18 protein-coding genes and 1 tRNA gene are annotated in these 22,942 nt (G+C 41.7%); 12 read left to right on the plus strand and 7 right to left on the minus strand.

Annotated elements, in window-relative coordinates; translation table 11 throughout:
* Window positions 1-50 precede the first annotated feature (50 nt).
* A complete protein-coding gene (locus VOI46_RS01375) occupies window positions 51-1,322 on the minus strand; it encodes an aromatic amino acid transport family protein (protein WP_004588194.1) in 1,272 nt (423 codons plus the stop codon).
* A gap of 426 nt (window positions 1,323-1,748) precedes the next feature.
* Here VOI46_RS01375 and VOI46_RS01380 point away from each other — a divergent pair, with 426 nt between their 5' ends.
* Both VOI46_RS01380 and VOI46_RS01385 read left to right on the plus strand, forming a co-directional pair.
* The gene (locus tag VOI46_RS01380; protein ID WP_324738228.1) at window positions 1,749-2,546 is read left to right on the plus strand and encodes an alpha/beta hydrolase; all 798 of its coding nucleotides are present in this window, start codon (window positions 1,749-1,751) and stop codon (window positions 2,544-2,546) included.
* A 253-nt stretch (window positions 2,547-2,799) separates the two neighbouring features.
* Window positions 2,800-5,622 (plus strand): P-loop NTPase fold protein, encoded by a 2,823-nt coding sequence (locus VOI46_RS01385; RefSeq protein ID WP_282338015.1) that lies wholly within the window; start codon window positions 2,800-2,802, stop codon window positions 5,620-5,622.
* A 308-nt stretch (window positions 5,623-5,930) separates the two neighbouring features.
* Here the strand turns inward: VOI46_RS01385 and cysQ are convergent, their stop codons facing one another.
* From cysQ to cysG, 6 genes are read right to left on the minus strand one after another with little or no spacing between them, the layout of a single operon-like run.
* Window positions 5,931-6,701 (minus strand): 3'(2'),5'-bisphosphate nucleotidase CysQ, encoded by a 771-nt coding sequence (gene cysQ / locus VOI46_RS01390; RefSeq protein WP_004588195.1) that lies wholly within the window; start codon window positions 6,699-6,701, stop codon window positions 5,931-5,933.
* Between the two features lie 5 nt (window positions 6,702-6,706).
* Complete coding sequence (cysC, locus tag VOI46_RS01395; protein WP_004588196.1) at window positions 6,707-7,303, minus strand: adenylyl-sulfate kinase; 597 nt, start codon at window positions 7,301-7,303, stop codon at window positions 6,707-6,709.
* Window positions 7,304-7,336: 33 nt separating this feature from the next.
* The gene (locus VOI46_RS01400; RefSeq protein ID WP_004588197.1) at window positions 7,337-9,061 is read right to left on the minus strand and encodes an SLC13 family permease; all 1,725 of its coding nucleotides are present in this window, start codon (window positions 9,059-9,061) and stop codon (window positions 7,337-7,339) included.
* A gap of 31 nt (window positions 9,062-9,092) precedes the next feature.
* Window positions 9,093-10,517: a sulfate adenylyltransferase subunit CysN gene (gene cysN, locus VOI46_RS01405; RefSeq protein WP_004588198.1), complete on the minus strand. Its 1,425-nt coding sequence runs from the start codon at window positions 10,515-10,517 to the stop codon at window positions 9,093-9,095.
* Entirely contained in the window at window positions 10,517-11,416 is a 900-nt protein-coding gene (cysD, locus tag VOI46_RS01410) for a sulfate adenylyltransferase subunit CysD (protein WP_004588199.1), read from the minus strand. Before cysD ends, cysN begins: the two co-directional genes overlap by 1 nt.
* 48 nt (window positions 11,417-11,464) lie before the next feature.
* Window positions 11,465-12,892: a siroheme synthase CysG gene (cysG, locus tag VOI46_RS01415; protein ID WP_004588200.1), complete on the minus strand. Its 1,428-nt coding sequence runs from the start codon at window positions 12,890-12,892 to the stop codon at window positions 11,465-11,467.
* 281 nt (window positions 12,893-13,173) lie between these two features.
* Between cysG and deoC the strand changes: the two genes are divergently transcribed.
* From deoC to rpoB, 10 genes are all read left to right on the plus strand, one after another.
* Window positions 13,174-13,917 carry a deoxyribose-phosphate aldolase gene (gene deoC / locus VOI46_RS01420; RefSeq protein WP_282338014.1) on the plus strand — a complete coding sequence of 248 codons (744 nt, stop codon included), beginning with the start codon at window positions 13,174-13,176 and terminating at the stop codon, window positions 13,915-13,917.
* 13 nt (window positions 13,918-13,930) lie between these two features.
* Window positions 13,931-14,779, plus strand: coding sequence for an SPFH domain-containing protein (locus VOI46_RS01425; protein WP_029774147.1), 849 nt, complete (start codon window positions 13,931-13,933; stop codon window positions 14,777-14,779).
* A gap of 106 nt (window positions 14,780-14,885) precedes the next feature.
* Window positions 14,886-14,962, plus strand: a tRNA-Trp gene (locus VOI46_RS01430).
* 132 nt (window positions 14,963-15,094) lie between these two features.
* Window positions 15,095-15,472, plus strand: coding sequence for a preprotein translocase subunit SecE (gene secE / locus VOI46_RS01435; RefSeq protein ID WP_004588203.1), 378 nt, complete (start codon window positions 15,095-15,097; stop codon window positions 15,470-15,472).
* A 4-nt stretch (window positions 15,473-15,476) separates the two neighbouring features.
* Window positions 15,477-16,034: a transcription termination/antitermination protein NusG gene (nusG, locus tag VOI46_RS01440; RefSeq protein WP_004588204.1), complete on the plus strand. Its 558-nt coding sequence runs from the start codon at window positions 15,477-15,479 to the stop codon at window positions 16,032-16,034.
* Window positions 16,035-16,247: 213 nt separating this feature from the next.
* Window positions 16,248-16,676, plus strand: coding sequence for a 50S ribosomal protein L11 (rplK, locus tag VOI46_RS01445; protein WP_004588205.1), 429 nt, complete (start codon window positions 16,248-16,250; stop codon window positions 16,674-16,676).
* 3 nt (window positions 16,677-16,679) lie between these two features.
* Window positions 16,680-17,384 (plus strand): 50S ribosomal protein L1, encoded by a 705-nt coding sequence (gene rplA, locus VOI46_RS01450; protein WP_004588206.1) that lies wholly within the window; start codon window positions 16,680-16,682, stop codon window positions 17,382-17,384.
* A 323-nt stretch (window positions 17,385-17,707) separates the two neighbouring features.
* Complete coding sequence (rplJ, locus tag VOI46_RS01455; protein WP_004588207.1) at window positions 17,708-18,202, plus strand: 50S ribosomal protein L10; 495 nt, start codon at window positions 17,708-17,710, stop codon at window positions 18,200-18,202.
* A gap of 75 nt (window positions 18,203-18,277) precedes the next feature.
* Window positions 18,278-18,640, plus strand: a complete 363-nt coding sequence (gene rplL, locus VOI46_RS01460) for a 50S ribosomal protein L7/L12 (RefSeq protein WP_004588208.1) — start codon at window positions 18,278-18,280, stop codon at window positions 18,638-18,640.
* A gap of 272 nt (window positions 18,641-18,912) precedes the next feature.
* Window positions 18,913-22,938 (plus strand): DNA-directed RNA polymerase subunit beta, encoded by a 4,026-nt coding sequence (gene rpoB, locus VOI46_RS01465; RefSeq protein WP_324738129.1) that lies wholly within the window; start codon window positions 18,913-18,915, stop codon window positions 22,936-22,938.
* Window positions 22,939-22,942: the final 4 nt, after the last annotated feature.

Consider the following 22,942-nt stretch of genomic DNA (forward strand, 5'->3'; position numbering starts at 1 on the left):
ATGGCGCTCAGTGAGCGCCATTTTTTATGGGGGTATTTATAGCAATTCGCTTAATTAAGCATGCTGTAAATAAGCGCGCATACGGCCAATGAGCCCACAGCAAGTACAAACAAGGTGCTTAAGCGGTTGCGATATTTACTCAGCGCAGGCACTTTGTATACGGCAATCATTGGCATAATAAATAAAATCATCGCAATGATAGGGCCAGATAGCTGATCCATCATGTCTAAAATGCTTGGGTTTTTAACCGCGCAAAACCAAATAGCAAAAAACATAATGAGTACGCCAATTTTGTCGGCTACTTTAGCACTTAAGCTGGTTTGCTTAGTCACCAAACCGGTAAAGCTTTCGCGTGCACCTAAAAAGTGCCCTAAAAACGATGACGTAATCGCAATAAAGGCAACCAGCGGCCCAAGGGTCGCGATATACGAGTTGCTGGTGATATTAGCAAGGTAAGATAAAATCGATACGTTAGCCGCTTTAGCAGCCGCCATTTGCTCGCTAGTAAGCGAAAGCACGCACGAAAACACAAACAGCAGTACAAATACAATAAGTAGTAAGCTAGTGCGCTTTAAAATAGCCTCAGCCTTATTAGTGGCCTGATTGCCATAATGCCCACGCTGCACGTTCACAAAGCTTGAAATAGCCGCCGCATGACTAAACGAAAACACAATAATAGGAATAGATAACCACAGCGTTTTAGTAAAGCTGCCCGCCTCAGGTAGGCTCATATCTGGCATTTGCCAGCTAGGGATTAAATAGAGCGATAAGCAAAATAAAATACCTACAAGCGGATACACCAAAATAGCAAAGGCACGTAACATTAAACGCTCACCGCCCATCATTAGGCTAATCATACCGGCAACCAATACACCCGAAAGTAACACGCGAGAAGGTGACTCAAGGCCCATTTGGTTAACCATAAAGCTGTCAACGGTATTAGTTAAGCCTACGCCGTAAATAAGCAAAATGGGGAATATAGATAAAAAGTATAATAAAGAGATTAACCTACCCGCCGTTACACCAAAGTGCTCTTCAACAACATCAGTAAAATCTGAATCTTTATTTTTAGACGACAACACAAAGCGGGCTAAGCCGCGGTGTGCTAAAAAGGTCATTGGAAAGGCTAAACACGCCATAATAATAAGCGGCCAAAAACCACCTATACCAATGTTGATAGGTAAAAATAAAATGCCCGCGCCAACGGCGGTACCAAAAAGGCTTAACGTCCACTGCGTATCGTGCAGGTTCCATTTAGAAGTAGGTGTGTGTTCACCTGTTGTTGATGCATTTGAAAGCGTTGCATCTTGTGATGGTGTCATGTGTGTGCTCATCCATTATTTAAATAATAATCGCGCGCAAGAATATAGTTTTTAGCTAAAAGTTTCATGTTTTGAGGGGGTTTGTAGACTAATTAATTAGACGCGGTTGCACCAAAAGTGTCATGAATACGAAACAGCGCTGTAAAAATAAACAAATACCTCAACCAGCACAGTTGTAGGTTGGGTAGAGCGAAGCGAAACCCAACACGCCATAGCGTCATTCGAGCGGTAAAGCCAAGAGGCGGATTTCATAACGTGAAAATAGGAGAGGCCATTTTTATTGGTTTCAACTAAAAATCAAAGTTTGTTTATAAAATCTGTTAAGTAGAAGCCATTGCTTAGAACTTCATAAGAGATTTATTCTAAACTCCGTTATACTTCCTGCAATTAAATATGCCAAACGAAGTAAACAGGCCGCTAACTGCAATGAGCAAAGACATTCTTTTCCATACTACTTTTGCGCACGAAACCAGTAAAACATGGGTTGTATTTGTTCATGGCGCAGGTGGTAGCTCGGCAATTTGGTTTCGACAGCTTAAAGCTTATAAAAAAGAATATAATGTGTTGTTGCTCGATCTTCGCGGTCACGGTAAATCGAATAACTTAGTGCAAAACTTTGTTGATAATAATTATTCGTTTAATAAGGTCTCTAAAGACATTATCGATGTGCTAGATCATAACAACATTCCCAGTGCACACTTTGTTGGTATTTCATTGGGCACCATTCTTATTCGAAATATTGCTGAAATTGCGCCGCAATATGTTTCTAGCATGGTGTTAGGTGGAGCGGTTACTCGGTTTAATACTCGCAGCAATACCTTGGTTTATTTAGGTAATACTTTTAAACACTTCTTGCCTTATATGTGGCTATATCGCTTATTTGCTTTTATTATGATGCCGAAAAAGCGCCATAAAGAATCTCGACTTTTGTTTGTTCGTGAAGCAAAACGCTTATGCCAAAAAGAGTTTATAAAGTGGTTTAAACTAGCCATGGATGTAAACCCTTTAATGCAGTATTTCAAAGAAAAAGACATTGATATACCCATTCTTTACATTATGGGTAAGGAAGATCATATGTTCCTTGGGCCTGTTAAAGAAATGGTTAAACGCCATAAAAATAGCGTACTGCAAACTATTCACCAATGTGGCCATGTTTGTAATGTGGAACGCCCAGACTTATTCAATCAGCACTCGCTTGCTTTTATCGCCCAGCAAAATCGTTAAGGGTTTTAAAAGGAGTAGCTCTTTTTTTACTTTCGCCCTAAATTCGAAACAGGACCTGTCCAGAAAGAATACCGAAAGAATAAAACTCCATTTTATACAAAGCGTAGGCTGGGTAGAGCGCAGCGAAACCCAACATGTCATAGCTTCATTCGAGCGGTAAAGCCAAGAGGCGACGTTATTTCTTCAACTTGCTTATTCAAAAATCTTTAATTGATATACACTGGCTAGGTAACGTATTGATAAGGATATTAAGTTGTCACAAGTTAAAACACTCCCCATTACAACCATGCGTTGGCTCTCTCTTTTATTGTGCGCAATGGCTGCTACAACAATTACTGTGCTTTTAAGCAAAGTTGGTTTTGTACAAAAGGCATATTCAAGTTGGAGCGCTATTTTAAATGCCAGTCCTGTTCTGCATTACAGTAGCGCATTTTTAGCAGGGATTGGCTTAAAGCTGCTGCTTGATAAGTTTTATATATCGCATCCTAAGCGCAGTATTGGGTTTAACTGGCGATACCCGCCAGTGACAATGAGCTTATGGTTATCGGTAACTATTATAGGGGCTACTTTGTATTTCACTTCAAACCAAGAAGAGTTAATAGCTGCTACTTCTTGTTTTGAGTATTTCATCGTATTAATTTTAGGCTCTTCCATAATTACAGCTTATCAACAAAGCAATGAAAGAATTAGCCTTAATTTAGTTGTATGCTTTTCTCTTATCGCAGTGATTAGTACAGCTTTCATTTATTGGGATATCAGTCATGCGGGCTTTAGTTGGCCGCTTTTTATAACAGTAGATATTTACATATTCTCTGCAATATTTTTGATAATCAAATATATAAATGAATGCATTAAAGCTAAATGGAAGCGTAATCAAATAACTTTAGAGCGTACGACAAGTGTTAACCCTAGTGATTTTAAAACATTAGGTCAGTTTAAAAATTGGTTTAAAGACGATTCAACTATTAAAAGCACAGAGGAATTAGAACCCGATTTACAGGTTTACGCCACACGGATCACCGAACGGTTAAAAAATGGTGGTGGTAAGTATGAAAAGGATTTAGCGCAGCACATAGCTTTATGTGGGCCTTATGGTTGCGGAAAAAGCAGTATAGTAGAAAGTATTGTGAATGATTTAGCAAAAAACGCTAAAAAACAGAGTACTTGGATACACAGTGATATATCTACGTGGGGGGCAGCCAGCGGCAGTGTTGCGCATGTTGTACTGAGCCATATTATCGATGATATAAGCCAACATATTGATATGTGTGCCTTTCGTGCGTTACCTAAACATTACACCGAGGCACTTAAATCTGGTGGTAGCGTATTTCAGTTTGCATCTACCTTGCTTGCTGGCCCTGTTGATATTGAGAGAAGTTTTCAAAAGCTAAACGATGTTCTTTATGCAACCAACCACAAATTACTGATCACTTTGCAGGACGTAGATCGTGGTACAGGCGATGAAAACGAAAAACGTTTAAATGATATAGCTGTACTGTTAGATAGATTGAAAAATCGAGATTTGAGTCATATCAATTTTATAGTTGCGATGGGAAATGAGAAGCCAAATCATGCTGTGGTTTTAAGTAAAGTTGCTGATCATATAGAGACAATAATATCTCAAGACTTCAAAAGCATACTGTGTAAGTGGGCAAAGTTATGCACTAAAGAAGTATTCGAGAAAGATATGTTATTAACACATTGTCCAATAAGTAGCTCTGAACGATATTTTAATCAGAACCCTCTTATCTTTGGTCAGACTTTTTATCAGCCAGCTATTATTTCTAATAACTTTATAGTCTCAATTCGAGTTTTGAAGCGAGTGATGCGACGTGTAAGTAAGTGCTGGACTAAAGAAAAGTTATTGGGAGAGGTTGATTTTGGTTCTTTGTTATTACTCACTACATTACGTGAGGTTGAGCCTGTGTTATTCAATGCATTTGCAAACTCTTACACAAGCTTAATTAATGGTAAAGTAGAAAATGGAAGGCAGAAAACAATAAATGAAACCCTCTCAAACTTGATAGCTGATTTTACAAATAGTGAAGCTACGCATGTTTACAATGCTTTATTTAAAGAATTATTAAATCTTATAGAAGATATAAATGATAAGAGCGGAAATAGTTTAAAGAGGAGTAAAAATAGTGACGAGCAACATTTAGGTGTAAAACCAGACTCTGTTGATTATTTAAAGCGGGTATTACTGGAAACCGTCCCTGAAAATGAGCTTAGAGACCAAGAGGTATTGAAAGAGTTTAAAACGATACTCCCTGAGAATATTGAAAAACTGGCCAATCGTATTTGTATAGATCATCGTTGGTTAGTTAGCTTTGAGCGTTTTAATGGTATCTTTGGAGCTGGTGACGATATTGAAAATAAGAACAAAAGAAAGTCATTAGCCTTTGCAATTTTAAATAATAAACATGCTGAAAAATCGAGCGTACTTTCTCCTCAGAGTACCTTTGAAAACACGTTGTTACGAACAGTTGTTATTGAAGGTCACTTTGAAAAAGTGTTAAATAAATTAGCTGGAATTGAGTCTGCTCAAGCTTTGTTATTCAGAATACTTACTTGGCATTACAGCTCCCTTTTTATAAGCCAAAAATTACCTGAATTAAGAGTTTCAAAAGACTCTAAAGGTCATTATTTTGATGTTGAAGAGTCAGAAGATCGCCGGAAGATCGCTGAAAAAGCCAAAAGCTTTACGCAGAATATAGATTTCAGAAAGTTTTTAATTGAAAACTTAGACCAACTAAATATGGAATCCATTGAGTTAACAATACATTATTTAGTATTTACACAATTCGATGACTCAAAATTCAACTTTGATGAAAAGAGGATGGAAAATATTTTAAGTATTTGTCTAGCTAGTGTTTCAGCAAATGCGACATTACTCCTTATAAATAATGCTAAGTTTGCTGAACATGAAACTATTTATTTTCGAAAGTACCTACTAAAAGTTACGACAGATCATAAAGTAGACTTAAAAAACAAAATTCAATGTTTTCAGCATGAAGATATTACAGAAGATCAGAAAATTAAAGTCATCAATAATTTAGGTTTATCAGAAGAGTAAGTTAGAGTTGAGCTTAGGCGGGATTACGAGTTATTGTTTATAGCTTAGGTCTCAAACCTCTTTGTAGCGAAGCGACTCTGTACTCTCGGTGGTGAAATTGTTTTTTAAATAGAATGCTGGACATGATTAGTTACAGGGTCAATTACTCGTGGCTTAAGCTATCTTACTGTAAATGAAAATTCAGATTTCTTGGTGCCTGCTTAAAGTGCATGACTTAAAGATGTTGGGTTTCGTTCCACTCAACCCAACCTACGGTGTTTAGGTTTACATTGAGCTGCTCGTGGCTAACAGCTCGAAGCTCTTAGCTTTTATTCTTCCACCGCACTCACTACAAAATACGGATTCAAATACTCATCTTTGGTGTTATAAATAAGCGGGCTGCCATCGAGCTTGGTTACTTTAGCGCCGGCTATTTCAGCAATAGCATGGCCAGCTCCCGTATCCCACTCACAGGTTGGGCCTAAGCGCGGGTAAATATCAGCACTGCCTTCGGCAACTAAGCATAATTTTAGTGAGCTGCCTTTTGAGACCATTTCAACGTCGTCAAAGCGTTTTACAAACTCGGCTAAATCGGGTGATGGGTGCGAGCGACTGTCAACAACGCGGATTAACCCTTTATTAGGTTTGGTGGTTACTTTAAGCTCAATGCGCTCATCGCCTTTATCTTTAAACGCGCCAATGTCGTTACTGGCTAAGTACGATACGCCAAGCGCGGGCGCATCAACGACAGCAAGCACAGGTTTGCCGTTTTCGATTAGGGCTATATTTACGGTAAATTCGCCGTTCTTTTTAATAAACTCTTTAGTGCCGTCGATTGGGTCTACTAACCAGTAGCTTTTCCATGTTTGACGAATGTCCCAGCTTATATCAGCGCTTTCTTCGCTAAGTATAGGTGTGTCGGGTGTGAGCTGTTTTAGCCCTGTCACAATGACTTTATGAGCTGCTAAATCGGCGTCGGTTACTGGGCTTTCATCGGCTTTGTATTCAACGTTAAAGTCCTTTTCGTAAATCCCCATTATGGCTTGGCCTGCTTTGCGGGCAAGGATGAGGGTTTCTTCTAGTAGCTCGGTTTGGTTCATTGGGGTTAACCTATAATATGCTTTTGTTTTAGATACGTTATCAGTTGTGTAACCGATTGGTCTAGGGTGTTTTTACTGGTATCTAAAATTATTTCTGGGTTGTTGGGTACTTCGTAGCTTGAGTCGATACCGGTAAAGTGTTTAATCTCACCTGCGCGGGCTTTTTTGTATAAGCCTTTAGGGTCGCGGCTTTCACATACATCAAGCGGGGTATCTATAAATACTTCAATAAACTCGCCGTCATCTACTAGGCTGCGCACCATGTCGCGCTCTGCTCTAAATGGCGAGATAAACGCGGTAAGCACTAATAGGCCGGCATCGGTCATTAGTTTTGCGGTTTCGCCAACGCGGCGTATGTTTTCGATGCGGTCTTCGTCGCTAAAGCCAAGGTCTTTACATAAGCCGTGACGTACGTTGTCGCCATCAAGCAGGTAAGTGTGCGCACCTTGCTGATTAAGCGCCGCTTCTAATGCATTTGCTACGGTGCTTTTGCCAGAGCCAGAAAAACCGGTAAACCATAAAATGGCCGGTTTATGCATTTTTTGCTCACTACGCTGTGCTTTTGTGGTTGCGTAGTTATGCCAAACTATATTTTCATCCATAGTGGTGTGTCTCTTGTACTGTAAGCGCCCGTATTAAAAAGGAAATACGAGCGGGATCAAGGTTAATACCGTGATTGAATAAATAATAGAAAGGGGCAAGCCCATTGTTATGTAATCTTTTAAGCGGTAGTTACCCGCGCTGTAAACCATAAGGTTTGTTTGATACCCAAACGGCGATATAAAACTGGCTGATGCACCAAACGCTACCGCCATAATAAAGGGTAGTGGGTCTACATTAAAACCCACTGCTAGCGAGTAAGCCACAGGGAATGAAAGCGCTGCTGCGGCATTATTAGTAATAAGCTCGGTGAATAATACGGTCATTAAAAATATGGCGATAAACGCGCCATAAGGGCCAAAATCACCTAGTACCATAAATAGGGCATCTGATATTTGCCCGGCAAGCCCGGTTTCTATCATTAATTTAGCAAGCCCTATGGCACTGCCTACAACGGCGAGTAGCTCAATGGGAAAGCGACGTTTTACTTCGCTTAGTTTAACTGTACCGCTAAGCAATAAGCCAATGAGTAACACCAGCAGGCCTTTTACTAAAGGGACTATACCTACAATGCTTAACCCTAACACGGCGGCAAAGCCTGCCAATACAATATTAGATTGTTTAGGTTTTAGGTGTGTTTGTAAGTCAAACCCCGATATATACACAAATTCGCGGTTTAAATTAGGTAAAGAGTAAAAGTTTTTACCTGGGGCGAGTATTAAGGAGTCGCCGGCTTGCAATTGCACTTGCCCAAGGCCGCCTTGTAAGCGGTCGTGCCCTCGGCGAATGGCAATAACAGCGGCATGAAACTGCTCTCTAAAACGTGCCTCTTTTACGGTTTTGCCAATAAACTTTGATGATTGGCTTACAACCACTTCAACTAAGTGTTCTATGTCTTTTTCGTGGTTGTCGTGCACCACTTTTAATCCGTCAAAGCGTCTTAATAAGGGCACCGATTTAATATCGCCAACAAACAGTAGTACGTCGTTTTGTCTAATAATTTGCTGAGGCGTTACTGCGTATATACGCTCATCGCCACGAATAATTTCGGCGAGAAATAAATCTTTTAAATCGCGTAGGCCGTTTTCTTCTACGGTGCGGCCAATAAGTTTAGAGCCTGCCTGCACTTTTCCCTCTAAGTAAAAGGGAATAACCTCTTGTGTGTTTTTGCCGTTGTCGGGCAGGTATTTGAGCATCACTAAAATAGTAATGAGGCCCACACTTAATGCGCCAATGCCCACTAAGGTAAAATCAAAAAAGCCCAGTGGCGCCATACCAGCATCTACGGCAAAGCCGTTCACTATTAAATTGGTTGATGTACCAATAAGTGTAATGGTGCCGCCTAATATAGCGGTGTACGACAGCGGTAATAGTAGCTTTGAGGGTGAATGATTTGGGTTGTCTTTTATGGCGGTGATAAGCGATGCCACAACCGCGGTATTGTTAGTAAATGACGATAAAAACGCGGTTGATAAACCAAGCTTTGTTACCGACTTTACTAAGCTTCCTTTAGATAACGATTGGGAAAGCTGTTGTATGAGTGTGGTTTTTTCAATAGCGATTGAAACAAGCACTAATAATACTAGGGTAATGAGCGACGGGTTTGCGTAGTTTACTAACATGCTTTCAAGGTCAATCAGGCCTGTTAAATAACCCGTACCAATAGCGCTTACAAATAACCATGCTGGATTAATACGGGTGCCAAAAAGGCACCCAACTAAGGTAAGCATAATGCCTGTTAAAACGAGCTGCTCTACCATGCTTTTATATTCCTAACAGACATTTTTATACTTACAGTTTTGAAATATCAAGCGCTTGCCAATGTGGGAAGTGCTTGCGTACTAAGCTATTAAACTCAATTTCAAAGTCGCTGAAATCGCTGTTTTGTTTTTCGCTTTTTAGTACTTGCTCAATCATACCTGCGGCAACCGTTAAGTTAGATAAACGGTCGATAAGGATAAATGAGCCAGTTTCGTGGTTGTTGTGATACTCGTCAGCTAATATTGTTTCGCTTAGTTCAAGCGTGACAATGGCAATTTCGTTTAGCTGAAGTGAATCGGCTGTGCCGTGCTCTAAGGTGTTTACATCAATAGTGTGGTCAATCTTTTTAACCACGGCTGATGTATTTTTACTACCTAGTTTAATGTTGTAGCTTTTACCTAGTACCAGCGGCTCTTCGTGCATCCACACAAGTTTAGCTTGTATAAGGTTAGTAACCGTTGCACTTGAGTTTTGCGGCACAATAACATCGCCGCGGCTAATATCAATTTCGCTATTGAGGGTAACGGTAATTGCTTGGCCGGCCTCTGCGTGATCTAGGTTGCCATTAAAGGTCACAATTTCTTTAATGCTTGATGTTTTACCCGACGGTAATACTTTTATTGCATCGCCAACTTGTAATTTACCTGATGCCAATGTGCCCTGAAAACCACGGAAGTCTAAGTTAGGGCGCACTACATATTGCACAGGCAAGCGTGCTTCAAAGCCGGTATCGGTTTCGGCCGCTGGTGAGTCTTCTAAAAGCTCAAGCAATGGCTTGTCGGTGTAATAAGGCGTATGTGCAGAGCGTGTTACTACGTTGTCGCCTTTAAGCGCCGACATAGGCACAAACTTAATGTTTGATACGTTAAGTTGCTCAGCAAATTTAAGGTAATCGGCTTTGATTTTTTCATAAACGGTTTCGTCAAAATCAACGATATCCATTTTATTAATTGCTACCACAAACTGTTTAATACCTAGCGAGTCACAAATAAAGCTATGACGCTTAGTTTGTACTTGCACACCGTAGCGGGCATCAACCAAAATAATGGCTACATCGCTTGTTGATGCGCCTGTTACCATGTTGCGTGTGTATTGCTCGTGCCCTGGGGTGTCGGCAATAATAAATTTACGCTTAGCCGTTGAAAAATAACGGTACGCTACGTCAATAGTAATGCCTTGCTCGCGCTCAGCTTGTAGGCCATCTACTAGTAGCGCTAAGTCTAGCTCTTCGCCTGCGTTACCTACTTTTTCGTTATCTTTATGAAGAGCAGCTAGCTGATCTTCATAAATTTGGTGGCTGTCGTGCAGTAGGCGGCCAATCAGTGTTGATTTACCGTCATCTACGCTGCCACAGGTAAGCATACGCAATAAGCTTTTATCTTGTTGGCGTGCTAGGTAGGCGTCTATGCCAATCTCTTTTACTTCGTTAATGGTGTCGTTAGTATTGGTAGACATTAGAAATACCCCTCACGTTTTTTCTTCTCCATTGAGCCTGCTGAGTCGTGATCTATTACACGGCCTTCACGTTCAGATGACGTAGATAGCAGCATTTCTTCAATAATTTCTGTTAGGTTACTGGCTGTAGATTCAACTGCACCGGTAAGTGGGTAACAGCCTAAAGTACGAAAACGTACCGACTTCATTTGTGGTACTTCGCCCTCAGCAAGTGGCATGCGCTCATCGTCAACCATAATTAAGGTGCCGTCGCGCTCTACTACAGGGCGCTCTTTCGCTAAATAAAGCGGAACCATTTCAATGTTTTCTTGGTAAATGTATTGCCAAATATCAAGCTCAGTCCAGTTAGACAGTGGGAATACACGAATGCTCTCACCTGGGTTAACTTGGCTGTTGTAAGTATTCCAAAGCTCCGGACGTTGGTTTTTAGGGTCCCAACGGTGGTGTTTATCGCGGAACGAGTAAACACGCTCTTTAGCGCGAGACTTTTCTTCATCGCGGCGTGCGCCACCAAATGCAGCATCAAAGCCGTATTTATCTAGCGCTTGCTTTAAGCCTTGGGTTTTCATTATGTCGGTATGTTTACCCGAGCCATGCTCAAACGGGCTAATACCCATTGCCATGCCTTCTGGGTTTTTGTGTACCAGCAGGTCAAAACCGTATTCTTTTGCAAGGCGATCGCGAAACTCAATCATTTCACGAAACTTCCAGTTGGTGTCTACGTGTAATAACGGAAACGGAATTTTTGCAGGGTAAAATGCTTTACGCGCTAAGTGCAAAAGTACCGATGAATCTTTACCAATAGAGTAAAGCATTACTGGGTTCTCAAACTCAGCGGCGACTTCGCGCATGATTTTGATACTTTCAGCTTCAAGTTGCTGAAGGTGAGTTAAAGCCATTGTTAGTCGTCCTACTAAAATGATTAAAAGTGATTAAGTAAAATATAATTATGTATTTGATACGCCGGTTAGCGGCTGAGCAAAGCTACTGGTTTGCTCGTTTTGGCCAAACCATGCAAGCTGCGAGTGCAGGGCGGCTACTTCGCCAATAATAAGTAATGCTGGCGATACCACACTGTTGCGCTCTATTAAATCTGCAAGCTCACCTAATTGCCCCGTAACAACACGCTGGTTTTTACGCGTGCCGTTTTCGATTATGGCAACTGGCGTATTAGCGCTAAGCCCATGTTTTAAAAGCTGAGCCTGTATATGTGGCGATTTAATAACGCCCATATAAATAGCTAAAGTTTGATGCGCTTTAGCAAGCGATTGCCAATCGAGTTCTTGGCCATCTTTTTTACAATGCCCTGTTACAAACTGGATGGCTTGTGCGTGGTCGCGGTGAGTAAGCGGAATACCCGCATACGCGCTACAACCAGCGGCGGCAGTTATACCCGGTACTATTTGATAATTAACGTTATTGGCAGCTAGTACTTGTACTTCTTCGCCACCACGGCCGTAAATAAATGGGTCGCCGCCTTTAATGCGGCATACTTTTTTGCCTTGCTTAGCAAAATCAACCAGCATTTGGTTGGTATCTTCTTGCGCTACACTGTGATCGCCCATACGCTTGCCTACGCAAACTAAATCGGCATCACGGCGTACTAATTCCATAATTTCATCAGACACTAAATAGTCGTATACAACGACATCGGCTTGCTGCATTAACTGCAATGCTTTAAGTGTTAAAAGCTCAGGGTCGCCTGGGCCTGCACCCACTACATACACTTCGCCTTCTGGCTCGGCTTTAGCATCAAGCATTTGCTCTAGTTGTGCTTGTGCTGCATCGGTATTACCTGTTTGCACTTTGCTTACGACTGATGAATCAAACACGCCTTCCCAAAACTGGCGGCGATCGGCAAAGTGCTTAAAGCGCTGTTTTACTTTGTCTCTAAAACTGCCAACTAAAGTAGCCAGTGGGCCAATGTGTTGTGGGATTAACGTTTCGAGCTTTTCACGTAGTCGCCGAGCAAGTACTGGCGCGGTGCCTGCACTTGAAATAGCTATGGTTATTGGGTCACGGTCTACAATTGATGGGAATATAAACGTACATTTAGGTTGGTCATCAACCACATTTACAAATACATTGCGTGCGTTAGCTAGCTCAAATACATTGTTGTTTACTTCGTCTAAGTCTGTGGCTGCTATAACCAGCATTTTGCCATCAAGGTGCGACTCATCAAAATAGGCATCAATAAGCGTTACTTCATTGTTTTGTGCATGTTCTTTTAGTTCATCACAAAACCAAGGTGCCACTAAGGTTACATTTGCGCGGGCTTTTAAAAACGCGCGACATTTGCGTAATGCGACCTCTCCACCGCCAACAACCAGCACGGGTTTGTTGTCGAGTTTGGTAAAGATAGGTAAATACTGCACGTGGTTAACACCTCTAAATAAAATCTAAAATAAAACGCTATTGAGCAGGGGGCAGAATATAGCGCGCACTAGTAAGTAAAAAATAATTAAAACCAAGTTTATATAACCAAAAGTTATAATGGGTGGTTGTTTTAGGTTTAAGCCTTAATCTATAGGGGATTAACGCGCATTACACGCAAAATAATGTGCTTATAGTGTTTGGTTATGAGCTATAGCGAGATTACGTTAATTTGTTACTATGGCGCTAAACCTAATTTATCGCCTACTTAAAGGGATCACGTATGACTGAACAACACAACGATGCACACTTAGCTGTGTCGCTTATGGATTTAACAAGCCTAAACACCTCAGACACGGCCAGTGATATTCAGCAGCTTGTAAATAGTATTAACCCTAAATTGGGCACGCCTGCTGCAGTATGCGTTTACAGTGATTTTGTAGATGATGCAAAAATAGCACTGGCTGCGCGTGAGCTTAAACATGTAAAAGTAGCAACGGTAACAAATTTTCCTAGTGGTGATGCGCCACTGAGCGATGTGATAAACGAAACACTGATAGCAATTGAGCGCGGCGCGGATGAAATAGATTTAGTGATCCCGTATAAAGCACTTATTGCTGGCGAGCACAGCAAAGTGCTGGAGTATGTAACTCAAAGTAAAAAAGCCTGCGGTACAAAAGCGCAATTAAAAGTAATTATAGAAAGTGGCGAACTTAAAACTGCAGAGCTAATCACTAAAGCTACAAACTTGGCTATTCAAGGCGGAGCTGATTTTGTAAAAACCAGCACAGGTAAAGTGGCAATAAATGCAACGCTTGACGCAACAAACGTGATGCTCAGCGCTATTAAAGAGTCGGGTAAGGTTGTTGGTTTTAAAGCCGCAGGCGGAGTTAAAACTGTTACTGATGCAAAGGAGTATTTAGCACTGACACGCTCAATTATGGGCGATGACTACTTACAAGCCGCTACATTTAGGTTTGGCGCATCAAGCTTACTAAGTGATGTATATAAAGTATTAGAAAAATAACCAAGGACATATAATGAAACCAAGAAATTCAGGGATGCAAAACCTGGTCAATAACCTTGTTAAAGGTGCCATTTTGGCCGGTGTTGTAGGGTTTGGCTTAACTGCATGTACTAACCCAAGCACGCCTGCAGGTGAAGAAGGGTATGTGTACGAAAAACCAAGAATATTTGGCGAAGGGGGCTACCAAGGCACCATGAAAGGACCTGCTAACTATGGTGTTTCTTTACTTCGTAATGAAGTGGTAAATATTGATATGCGACCTAATACGTATACTGAAACATTCAGAATTCTTGCTAATGATGATTTAAATATAAAATTTGATTTTCATGCAGTAATAGGGATTCAAAGTGGCTCGGTAAAAACAGTTGTAGAAGAGTATGGCGCTGAGAACTGGTATAAACGCTTTGTGCGTGAAACGTTTAGAACCTATGTGCGTGACATTGTGCAAAAGTACGACAGTGGTGAGCTGAAAACAAACCGCGAACAAATAGCGCAAGAAGTTAGTTTGCGTTTACAAACTTATTTATCATCAACGCCCTTTAAATTAGCAAATGTAGTAGTGGGAGATATTAATTACCCAGCCATTGTCGCAAATGCTGTAGAGAAAAAGCTTGCCGCGCAGCAGTTACTAGCAGAGAAAGAAACACAAAAAGAAATAGCACGCAAAGATGCTGAAATAAGAGTGGAAGAAGCAAAAGGTATTGCCCAAGCTCAAAAAATAATTAACGCAACGCTTACTGCAAATTATTTACAACATGAAGCTATAAACGCGCAGGCAAAAATGGCTGAGTCGCCTAACCATACAACGGTTTATATTCCAGTTGGTAATAATGGCGTGCCGCTAGTAAAAGGGGCTAATTAAGCCTTTTTATTATTAAGGACTTAATAGTTTATCGAGATTTTGCAATGTGGGTATCTTTTAGACTTGTGTTAATGATTTGCGTAAGTATAATAGGCATCCACTTTGCAGGGGCGTAGTTCCAATTGGTAGAACAGCGGTCTCCAAAACCGACGGTTGGGAGTTCGAATCTCTCCGCCCCTGCCATTTTTACTCATAAGTTGAGTAAGTCTGGGGTTAAAAATCGGTTTAAATAAGTCTGTTTTTAAGTTTAGATTTTAATGGATTAACCCTGCCGTTGTGTAGGGTTGTTGTGTCTGTAGTTAAGGTAATAATATTATGAGCACGAATGTAGAAACACCATCAAGTGCGATGGAGTCGGTAAAGTGGTTAGTAGCAATCGCGCTACTTGCAGGCGCAGTTGTTGGTAATCACATGTTTGCAGATCAGTCTGTATTACTACGTGCAATTGGCGTTGTGGTTGCTATAGCAGCAGGTTTAGGTATTGCCTCGCAAACCGCTAAAGGCCGTGACTTTTTAGCATTTGCTAAAGAAGCACGCATTGAAGTACGTAAAGTTGTTTGGCCAACGCGTCAAGAAACTACCCACACGACATTAATCGTAATGGTTGCAACAGTGATTATGGCGCTTATCCTTTGGGGATTAGATGGCATTTTATTCCGCGCTGTAGGCTTTTTAACTGGATTGGAGATCTGATCCCATGTCGGATGACAATAACGAAAAGAAATTACGCTGGTACGTTGTACAAGCATTCTCTGGTTACGAAAAGCGTGTAGCGCAAACGTTATCAGAGCACATTAAAATTGAAGGTCTTGAAGAGAGCTTTGGTGAAATATTAGTACCAACAGAAGAAGTTGTTGAGATGCGCGCCGGTCAAAAGCGTAAATCTGAGCGTAAATTCTTCCCAGGTTACGTACTAGTACAAATGGACATGAACGATGCAAGCTGGCACTTAGTGAACAGCACTGAACGTGTAATGGGCTTTATTGGTGGTACTTCTGACCGCCCAGCGCCTATTAGTTCTAAAGAAGCAGAACGCATTCTTAACCGTCTTCAAGAAAACGCTGAAGCACCTAAACCAGCTACATTATTTGAGCCAGGTGAAGTTGTGCGTGTTACTGATGGTCCATTTGCTGACTTTAGCGGTGTTGTTGAAGAAGTTGACTACGAAAAGAGCCGCGTGAAAGTGTCGGTACTTATTTTTGGTCGTTCTACACCGGTTGAACTTGAATTTGGTCAAGTTGAACAAGATAAGTAATTGATTAAAAAAGCTTCGCCATTATTTACTTAAATTTTGGCACGAAGCTTGAAAAAGGCCGCTGATTAACTTATAATCAGCGGCCTTTTTGTATTAAGGCAAAAATTTATTTTTGCTCGCAAAAAGTACGAAACCAATTTTTAAACTGGGAAGCCGTTAGAGTACGCGTCCTCGCGCGCACAAGGCTAAGACCCACCAAATGAGGTATTTATAATGGCTAAAAAAGTTGAAGCTTTAATCAAGCTACAAGTTGCCGCTGGTATGGCTAATCCTAGTCCTCCAGTAGGTCCTGCACTAGGTCAACACGGTGTAAACATCATGGAATTCTGTAAAGCGTTTAACGCGCGTACAGAGTCTATCGAAAAAGGCGCTCCAGTTCCTGTAGTGATCTCTGTTTACGGTGACCGTTCATTTACGTTCGATATGAAAACGCCACCTGCTGCTTACTTACTTAAGAAAGCTGCTGGTATCAAATCAGGCTCAGGCCGTCCTAACACTGAAAAAGTAGGCACAGTAACTCGTGCTCAACTTGAAGAGATCGTTGAGACAAAACGAGCTGACCTTACAGCGGCTGATATGGACGCTGCGGTTCGCACTATCGCAGGTTCTGCGCGTGCGATGGGCTTGAACGTAGAGGACTAAGAAATGGCTAAATTAACTAAACGTATGCGTACTATCCGCGAAAAAGTGGAAGTAACTAAAGATTACGAAATCAATGAAGCAGTTGCTCTTTTAAAAGAGTTAGCGACAGCTAAATTCGTAGAAAGTGTTGACGTTGCTGTTAACCTTGGTATTGACGCTCGTAAATCTGACCAGAACGTTCGTGGTGCAACTGTACTACCTAACGGTACTGGCCGTGATGTTCGTGTTGCTGTATTCACTCAAGGCGCTAATGCAGAAGCTGCAAAAGAAGCCGGTGCTGAATTAGTAGGCATGGAAGATCTTGCTGAACTAGTTAAGAAAGGCGAGATGGATTTTGACGTTGTTGTTGCATCACCAGACGCTATGCGTGTTGTTGGTCAACTAGGTCAAATCTTAGGTCCACGTGGTCTTATGCCTAACCCTAAAACTGGTACTGTAACACCTAACGTTGCAGAAGCAGTTAAAAATGCGAAAGCAGGTCAAGTACGTTACCGTAATGACAAAAATGGTATCATCCATACTACTATCGGTAAGGTTGATTTCACTGCTGAGCAACTTCAACAAAACCTTGAAGCTCTAATCGTTGCGCTTAAGAAGGCTAAACCTTCTCAAGCTAAAGGTGTTTACGTTAAGAAAGTAACCATCTCTACAACAATGGGCGCAGGTGTTGCTGTTGACCAAAACACTTTAAGCACTTCTGTAGCTTAATAGGTGTTTACATGGCGTGAAATTTGTACTATAATTTTGCGCCATTTTGTTGAATAATTTATTATTTAACAAGTAAAGAATTCGGGTTGAAGTCCATAATTTCGCTAAGCTCTTGAGTGATGCGATAAATTGGGCTTCCGTCCAAGACCGTAGGCGGCTTCGGCCTTAATATTACCTACGTAGACGGTGTGAATCCCCAGATAGATTTTTCCTAATCTCTTCTGGCTCTCGCCGTAAAAAGCATCTCTATCAAGTTTGTTGATAGGGAAGAGTAAAACAGGGAAGCCGAGTGTCGGTGACCCATTAAACCAGGAGTAACACCCATGGCTTTAAATCTTCAAGGCAAAAAAGCAATTGTTGCTGAAGTCAACGAAGCAGCCAATGGTGCTCTTTCTGCAGTTGTTGCAGATTCTCGTGGTGTAGCAGTAGGCGCAATTACAGCCCTTCGTAAAGAAGCTCGTGAAGCTGGTGTATGGATGAAAGTTGTTCGTAACACTCTAGCAAAACGTGCTGTTGAAGGTACTGAATTTGAATGTCTATCTGATTCGTTAGTTGGTCCAAGCTTAATCGCTTTCTCATCAGAGCACCCTGGTGCTGCTGCGCGTATCTTCTCAGATTTCGCGAAAAAGAATGAGAAATTTGAGCTTAAAACGGCCGCTTTTGAAGGTAACATCGTAGACGCAGCAATGCTTGCTACATTACCTACATACGATGAAGCTGTTGCACGCTTAATGAGCGCTATGAAAGAAGCGTCTGCTGGCAAATTGTGTAAAACAATTGAAGCAGTACGTGTACAGAAAGAAGAGCAAGCTGCTTAATTTTAAGCTGTTTAACCTCTCTTTCGGTGTAAATTTATTTGGACCTAGAGTCCGTTAATTATTAGGAAATTTGTAATGTCTGTAACTAAAGACCAAATCCTTGACGCAATTGCTGAAATGTCAGTAATGGACGTTGTTGCTCTTGTTGAAGCAATGGAAGAAAAATTCGGCGTAACTGCTGCAGCTGCTATGGTAGCAGGTCCTGCTGCTGAAGCTGCTGAAGAGAAAACTGAATTTGACGTAATCCTTACTGGCGCTGGCGCTAACAAGGTTGCGGCAATCAAAGCTGTACGTAGCGCAACAGGCCTAGGCCTTAAAGAAGCGAAAGCTCTTGTTGAAGCTGCTCCTGCACCTATCAAAGAAGGTGTATCTAAAGAAGAAGCTGAAGCACTTCAAAAAGACCTTACTGAAGCTGGTGCTGAAGTTGAGGTTAAGTAATCTAGCTCACGCTAGGTTCGCTGCCTGAGTAATCAGGCAAGGGCTGGTGATTATTTAATCACCGGCCTTTTTGCGCTATAGAGTTATGTATTCCTGTAGCTCAAATAAAATCTGATTTTCTCTTTACTTTCAACGCTTTATAGTTTGCTAGTGTTGCTAAGACGGAGTTAATTAGAACAACAATTAAATGTTGTAAATCTTGGCATAGATGCCAGTTAAGTCTGTTCTTACAAGAACAGGTCGGGTCAAAGATCAGCAAGCTGAGGAACCCCATGGCTTACTCTTATTCTGAAAAGAAACGTATCCGTAAGGATTTTGGTAAACGTCCACAAGTTTTGGATATACCTTTCTTACTGTCGACACAGTTAGAATCGTTTAAAAAATTCTTAGTCCCAGACGCTGATGGCGATCATGGTTTGGAAGCAGCCTTCCGTTCTGTGTTCCCTATTAAAAGCTACTCGGGAAATTCTGAGCTTCAATACGTAAGTTATCGTATTGGTGAGCCAGTATTCGATGTAAAAGAATGTCAAATTCGCGGTGTGACTTATTCTGCTCCACTTCGCGTGAAACTGCGTCTAGTAGTTATGGACAAAGAAGCTCCAGGCACAGTTAAAGACATTAAAGAGCAAGAAGTTTACATGGGCGAAATTCCGCTCATGACTGATACCGGTACTTTTGTAATCAATGGTACAGAGCGTGTTATCGTTTCTCAGCTACACCGTAGCCCTGGTGTATTCTTTGATAACGACCGCGGTAAAACCCATTCATCGGGTAAAGTATTATATAACGCACGCGTTATACCTTACCGTGGTTCATGGTTAGACTTCGAATTTGATGCAAAAGATAACTTATATGTACGTATAGACCGTCGTCGTAAATTACCGGCGTCTATTATTTTACGTGCACTTGAGTACTCTAGCGAAGAAATCTTAGATATGTTCTTCGATACTACCGCGTTTGAAGTAACTGACGGTAAAGTTCTTATGGAACTTGTGCCTTCACGTTTACGTGGTGAAACTGCCGCTTTTGATATCAAAGGCGAAGACGGTGAAGTACTTGTTGAAAGCGGTCGTCGTATTACGGCACGCCACATCAAGAGCATCGAGAAAAAAGGCATTAATCAATTAGAAGTACCACATGAGTACATCATTGGCCGTATTGTAGCTAAAAACTATGTTGATGAGTCAACAGGTGAAGTTATTGCAAACGCTAATGACGAGCTATCACTAGAGTTGATGGCTGAATTGGTTAAAGCAGGTCACACTAAAATTGAGACGTTATACATCAATGAAGTGGACAGCGGCGCTTACATGTCAAATACATTAAATATTGACTCGTCTAGCAACCGTTTAGAAGCATTAGTAGAAATTTACCGCATGATGCGCCCAGGCGAGCCACCGACGAAAGACGCGGCTGAAGCCTTATTCGAGAACTTATTCTTCTCTGAAGAACGTTATGACTTATCTACTGTAGGTCGTATGAAGTTCAATAGCCGTGTTGGTTACGATACAGACACAGGCCCTGGCACATTAAGCAAAGAAGACATCGTGTCTGTTATGAAAGTATTAATTGCTATTCGTAACGGTCAAGGCGATGTTGATGATATTGACCACTTAGGCAACCGTCGTATACGTAGTGTTGGCGAAATGGCTGAGAACCAATTCCGTGTTGGTCTAGTACGTGTAGAACGTGCTGTACGTGAGCGTTTAAGCTTAGGTGACCTTGACGCGATAATGCCACAAGATCTTATTAACGCTAAGCCTATTTCGGCAGCGGTTAAAGAGTTCTTCGGTTCGTCTCAGTTATCACAGTTTATGGACCAAAATAACCCGCTATCAGAAGTAACGCATAAGCGTCGTATTTCTGCATTAGGTCCGGGCGGTCTAACGCGTGAGCGCGCTGGCTTTGAAGTACGTGACGTTCACGTAACTCACTATGGTCGCGTATGTCCAATCGAGACTCCTGAGGGTCCAAACATCGGTCTAATTAACTCGTTATCTACGTACGCACGTACAAATGATTACGGTTTCTTAGAAACACCTTACCGTAAAGTGGTAGATGGTGTAGTAACTGATGAAGTTGATTATTTATCAGCCATTGAAGAAGGTCAGTTTGTTATCGCACAGGCGAACTCAAACTTAACCGAAACCAATGAGTTTGTTGATGAACTTATTCCGTGTCGTCACAAAGGTGAATCTACCTTTATGGGTCGCATGGACCAGCAATATATGGATGTATCACCACAACAGGTGATCTCTGTAGCGGCAGCACTTATCCCGTTCCTAGAACACGATGATGCTAACCGTGCATTGATGGGTTCAAACATGCAACGTCAAGCAGTACCAACATTGAAAGCGGATAAGCCGTTAGTAGGTACAGGTATTGAGTTAACACTAGCGAAAGATTCTGGTGTAACGATTGTTGCTAAACGTGGTGGTGAAGTAATGTACGCCGATGCTAGCCGCATCGTTGTAAACGTACATGACGATGAGCGTATTCCTGGTGAAGCGGGCATCGATATTTACAACCTTACTAAATACACACGTTCTAACCAAAATACATGTATTAACCAAAAACCAACGTGCATGGTTGGCGAACCGGTTACTCGTGGTGACGTGTTAGCAGATGGTCCTTCGACTGACTTAGGTGACTTAGCCCTTGGTCAAAACCTTCGCGTGGCATTCATGCCATGGAACGGTTATAACTTCGAGGATTCAATCTTACTATCAGAGCGCGTAGTTGAAGAAGATCGTCTAACGACTATCCACATTCAAGAACTACAGTGTGTTGCCCGTGATACTAAATTAGGTCCTGAAGAGATCACTGCAGATATCCCGAATGTGGGTGAGTCTGCGCTAGGCAAGCTTGATGAATCAGGCGTTGTTTATATTGGTGCTGAAGTTAAAGGCGGCGATATCCTAGTAGGTAAAGTGACTCCGAAAGGCGAGACGCAATTAACACCTGAAGAGAAGCTACTGCGTGCTATCTTCGGCGAAAAAGCGTCTGACGTTAAAGACAGCTCTTTACGTGTACCAAACTCTGTAACTGGTACTGTAATTGACGTACAAGTTTTCACCCGTGATGGTGTTGAAAAAGATAAGCGTGCGTTAGAAGTTGAAGATATGCAGCTTCGCGAAGCGAAGAAAGACTTCAACGAAGAGTTCCGTATTCTAGAAGCTGGTGTATTAGACCGTGCTCGCAAGCTACTTGCTGCAGCAGGCTTCGATGAAGACAACTTAGCGTCACTAAATGCTGAAAAGCTACTTACTCAAAGCCTTGCACAAGAAGACAAGCAAGCTGAACTTGAGCAACTAGCTGCACAGTACGATGAGCTTAAAGCTGAATACGATAAGAAGTTTGAAAACAAACGTCGTAAAATTACTCAAGGTGATGACTTAGCACCAGGCGTACTTAAGATTGTTAAAGTATACCTAGCTGTTAAACGTCGTATCCAACCGGGTGATAAAATGGCGGGTCGTCACGGTAACAAAGGTGTTATCTCGACTATCGTACCAGTAGAAGATATGCCATACGATGATAAAGGTCGTACGGTAGATATCGTACTGAATCCACTAGGTGTACCATCACGAATGAACATCGGTCAGATCCTTGAAACACATATGGGTCTAGCTGCACGTGGTATTGGTGAGCGCTTAGAGGAAATGATGAAGGAACAACGTGAGCTACATGAGCTACTTGAATTCATCAAGCAAGCTTACGAAATCGGTGAATCTCGTCAAGAAGTAGATATTGCTAGCTTCTCTGATGATGAAATTCGTCGTTTAGCTGATAACTTAAAAGGTGGTTTACCAATCGCTACTCCTGCATTTGATGGCGCTAAAGAAGACGAAATCAAAGATATGCTAGAGCTTGGTGGATACCCAAGAAGTGGTCAGGTTACACTCTATGATGGCCGTACTGGCGATCAGTTTGAACGTCAAGTAACTGTTGGTTACATGTACATGCTTAAACTTAACCACTTGGTTGACGATAAGATGCACGCACGTTCTACTGGTTCTTACAGCCTTGTTACTCAGCAGCCGCTGGGTGGTAAAGCACAGTTCGGTGGCCAGCGTTTTGGTGAGATGGAAGTATGGGCACTTGAAGCTTACGGTGCTGCTTACACTCTACAAGAAATGCTAACAGTGAAATCGGATGACGTGAACGGTCGTACTAAGATGTATAAAAACATCGTTGATGGTAACCATAAAATGGAACCAGGTATGCCAGAATCGTTCAACGTATTGTTGAAAGAAATCCGCTCACTGGGTATCAACATCGAGTTGGAAGAAAATTAAGCCA

It is taken from the genome of Pseudoalteromonas sp. CuT4-3 (genome assembly GCF_035666335.1).
Taxonomy (GTDB): Bacteria; Pseudomonadota; Gammaproteobacteria; order Enterobacterales; family Alteromonadaceae; genus Pseudoalteromonas; species Pseudoalteromonas atlantica.

Coding starts and splice junctions, on each gene's coding strand:
- VOI46_RS01400 (WP_004588197.1), bottom strand. CDS start 9,061: ATGGTAGAGCAGCTCGTTTTAACAGGCATTATGCTTACCTTAGTTGGG.
- cysQ (WP_004588195.1), bottom strand. CDS start 6,701: ATGAACCAAACCGAGCTACTAGAAGAAACCCTCATCCTTGCCCGCAAA.
- cysC (WP_004588196.1), bottom strand. CDS start 7,303: ATGGATGAAAATATAGTTTGGCATAACTACGCAACCACAAAAGCACAG.
- rplL (WP_004588208.1), top strand. CDS start 18,278: ATGTCTGTAACTAAAGACCAAATCCTTGACGCAATTGCTGAAATGTCA.
- rplA (WP_004588206.1), top strand. CDS start 16,680: ATGGCTAAATTAACTAAACGTATGCGTACTATCCGCGAAAAAGTGGAA.
- cysD (WP_004588199.1), bottom strand. CDS start 11,416: ATGGCTTTAACTCACCTTCAGCAACTTGAAGCTGAAAGTATCAAAATC.
- VOI46_RS01425 (WP_029774147.1), top strand. CDS start 13,931: ATGAAACCAAGAAATTCAGGGATGCAAAACCTGGTCAATAACCTTGTT.
- deoC (WP_282338014.1), top strand. CDS start 13,174: ATGACTGAACAACACAACGATGCACACTTAGCTGTGTCGCTTATGGAT.
- VOI46_RS01380 (WP_324738228.1), top strand. CDS start 1,749: ATGAGCAAAGACATTCTTTTCCATACTACTTTTGCGCACGAAACCAGT.
- secE (WP_004588203.1), top strand. CDS start 15,095: ATGAGCACGAATGTAGAAACACCATCAAGTGCGATGGAGTCGGTAAAG.
- nusG (WP_004588204.1), top strand. CDS start 15,477: ATGTCGGATGACAATAACGAAAAGAAATTACGCTGGTACGTTGTACAA.
- rpoB (WP_324738129.1), top strand. CDS start 18,913: ATGGCTTACTCTTATTCTGAAAAGAAACGTATCCGTAAGGATTTTGGT.
- cysN (WP_004588198.1), bottom strand. CDS start 10,517: ATGTCTACCAATACTAACGACACCATTAACGAAGTAAAAGAGATTGGC.
- rplJ (WP_004588207.1), top strand. CDS start 17,708: ATGGCTTTAAATCTTCAAGGCAAAAAAGCAATTGTTGCTGAAGTCAAC.
- VOI46_RS01375 (WP_004588194.1), bottom strand. CDS start 1,322: ATGACACCATCACAAGATGCAACGCTTTCAAATGCATCAACAACAGGT.
- rplK (WP_004588205.1), top strand. CDS start 16,248: ATGGCTAAAAAAGTTGAAGCTTTAATCAAGCTACAAGTTGCCGCTGGT.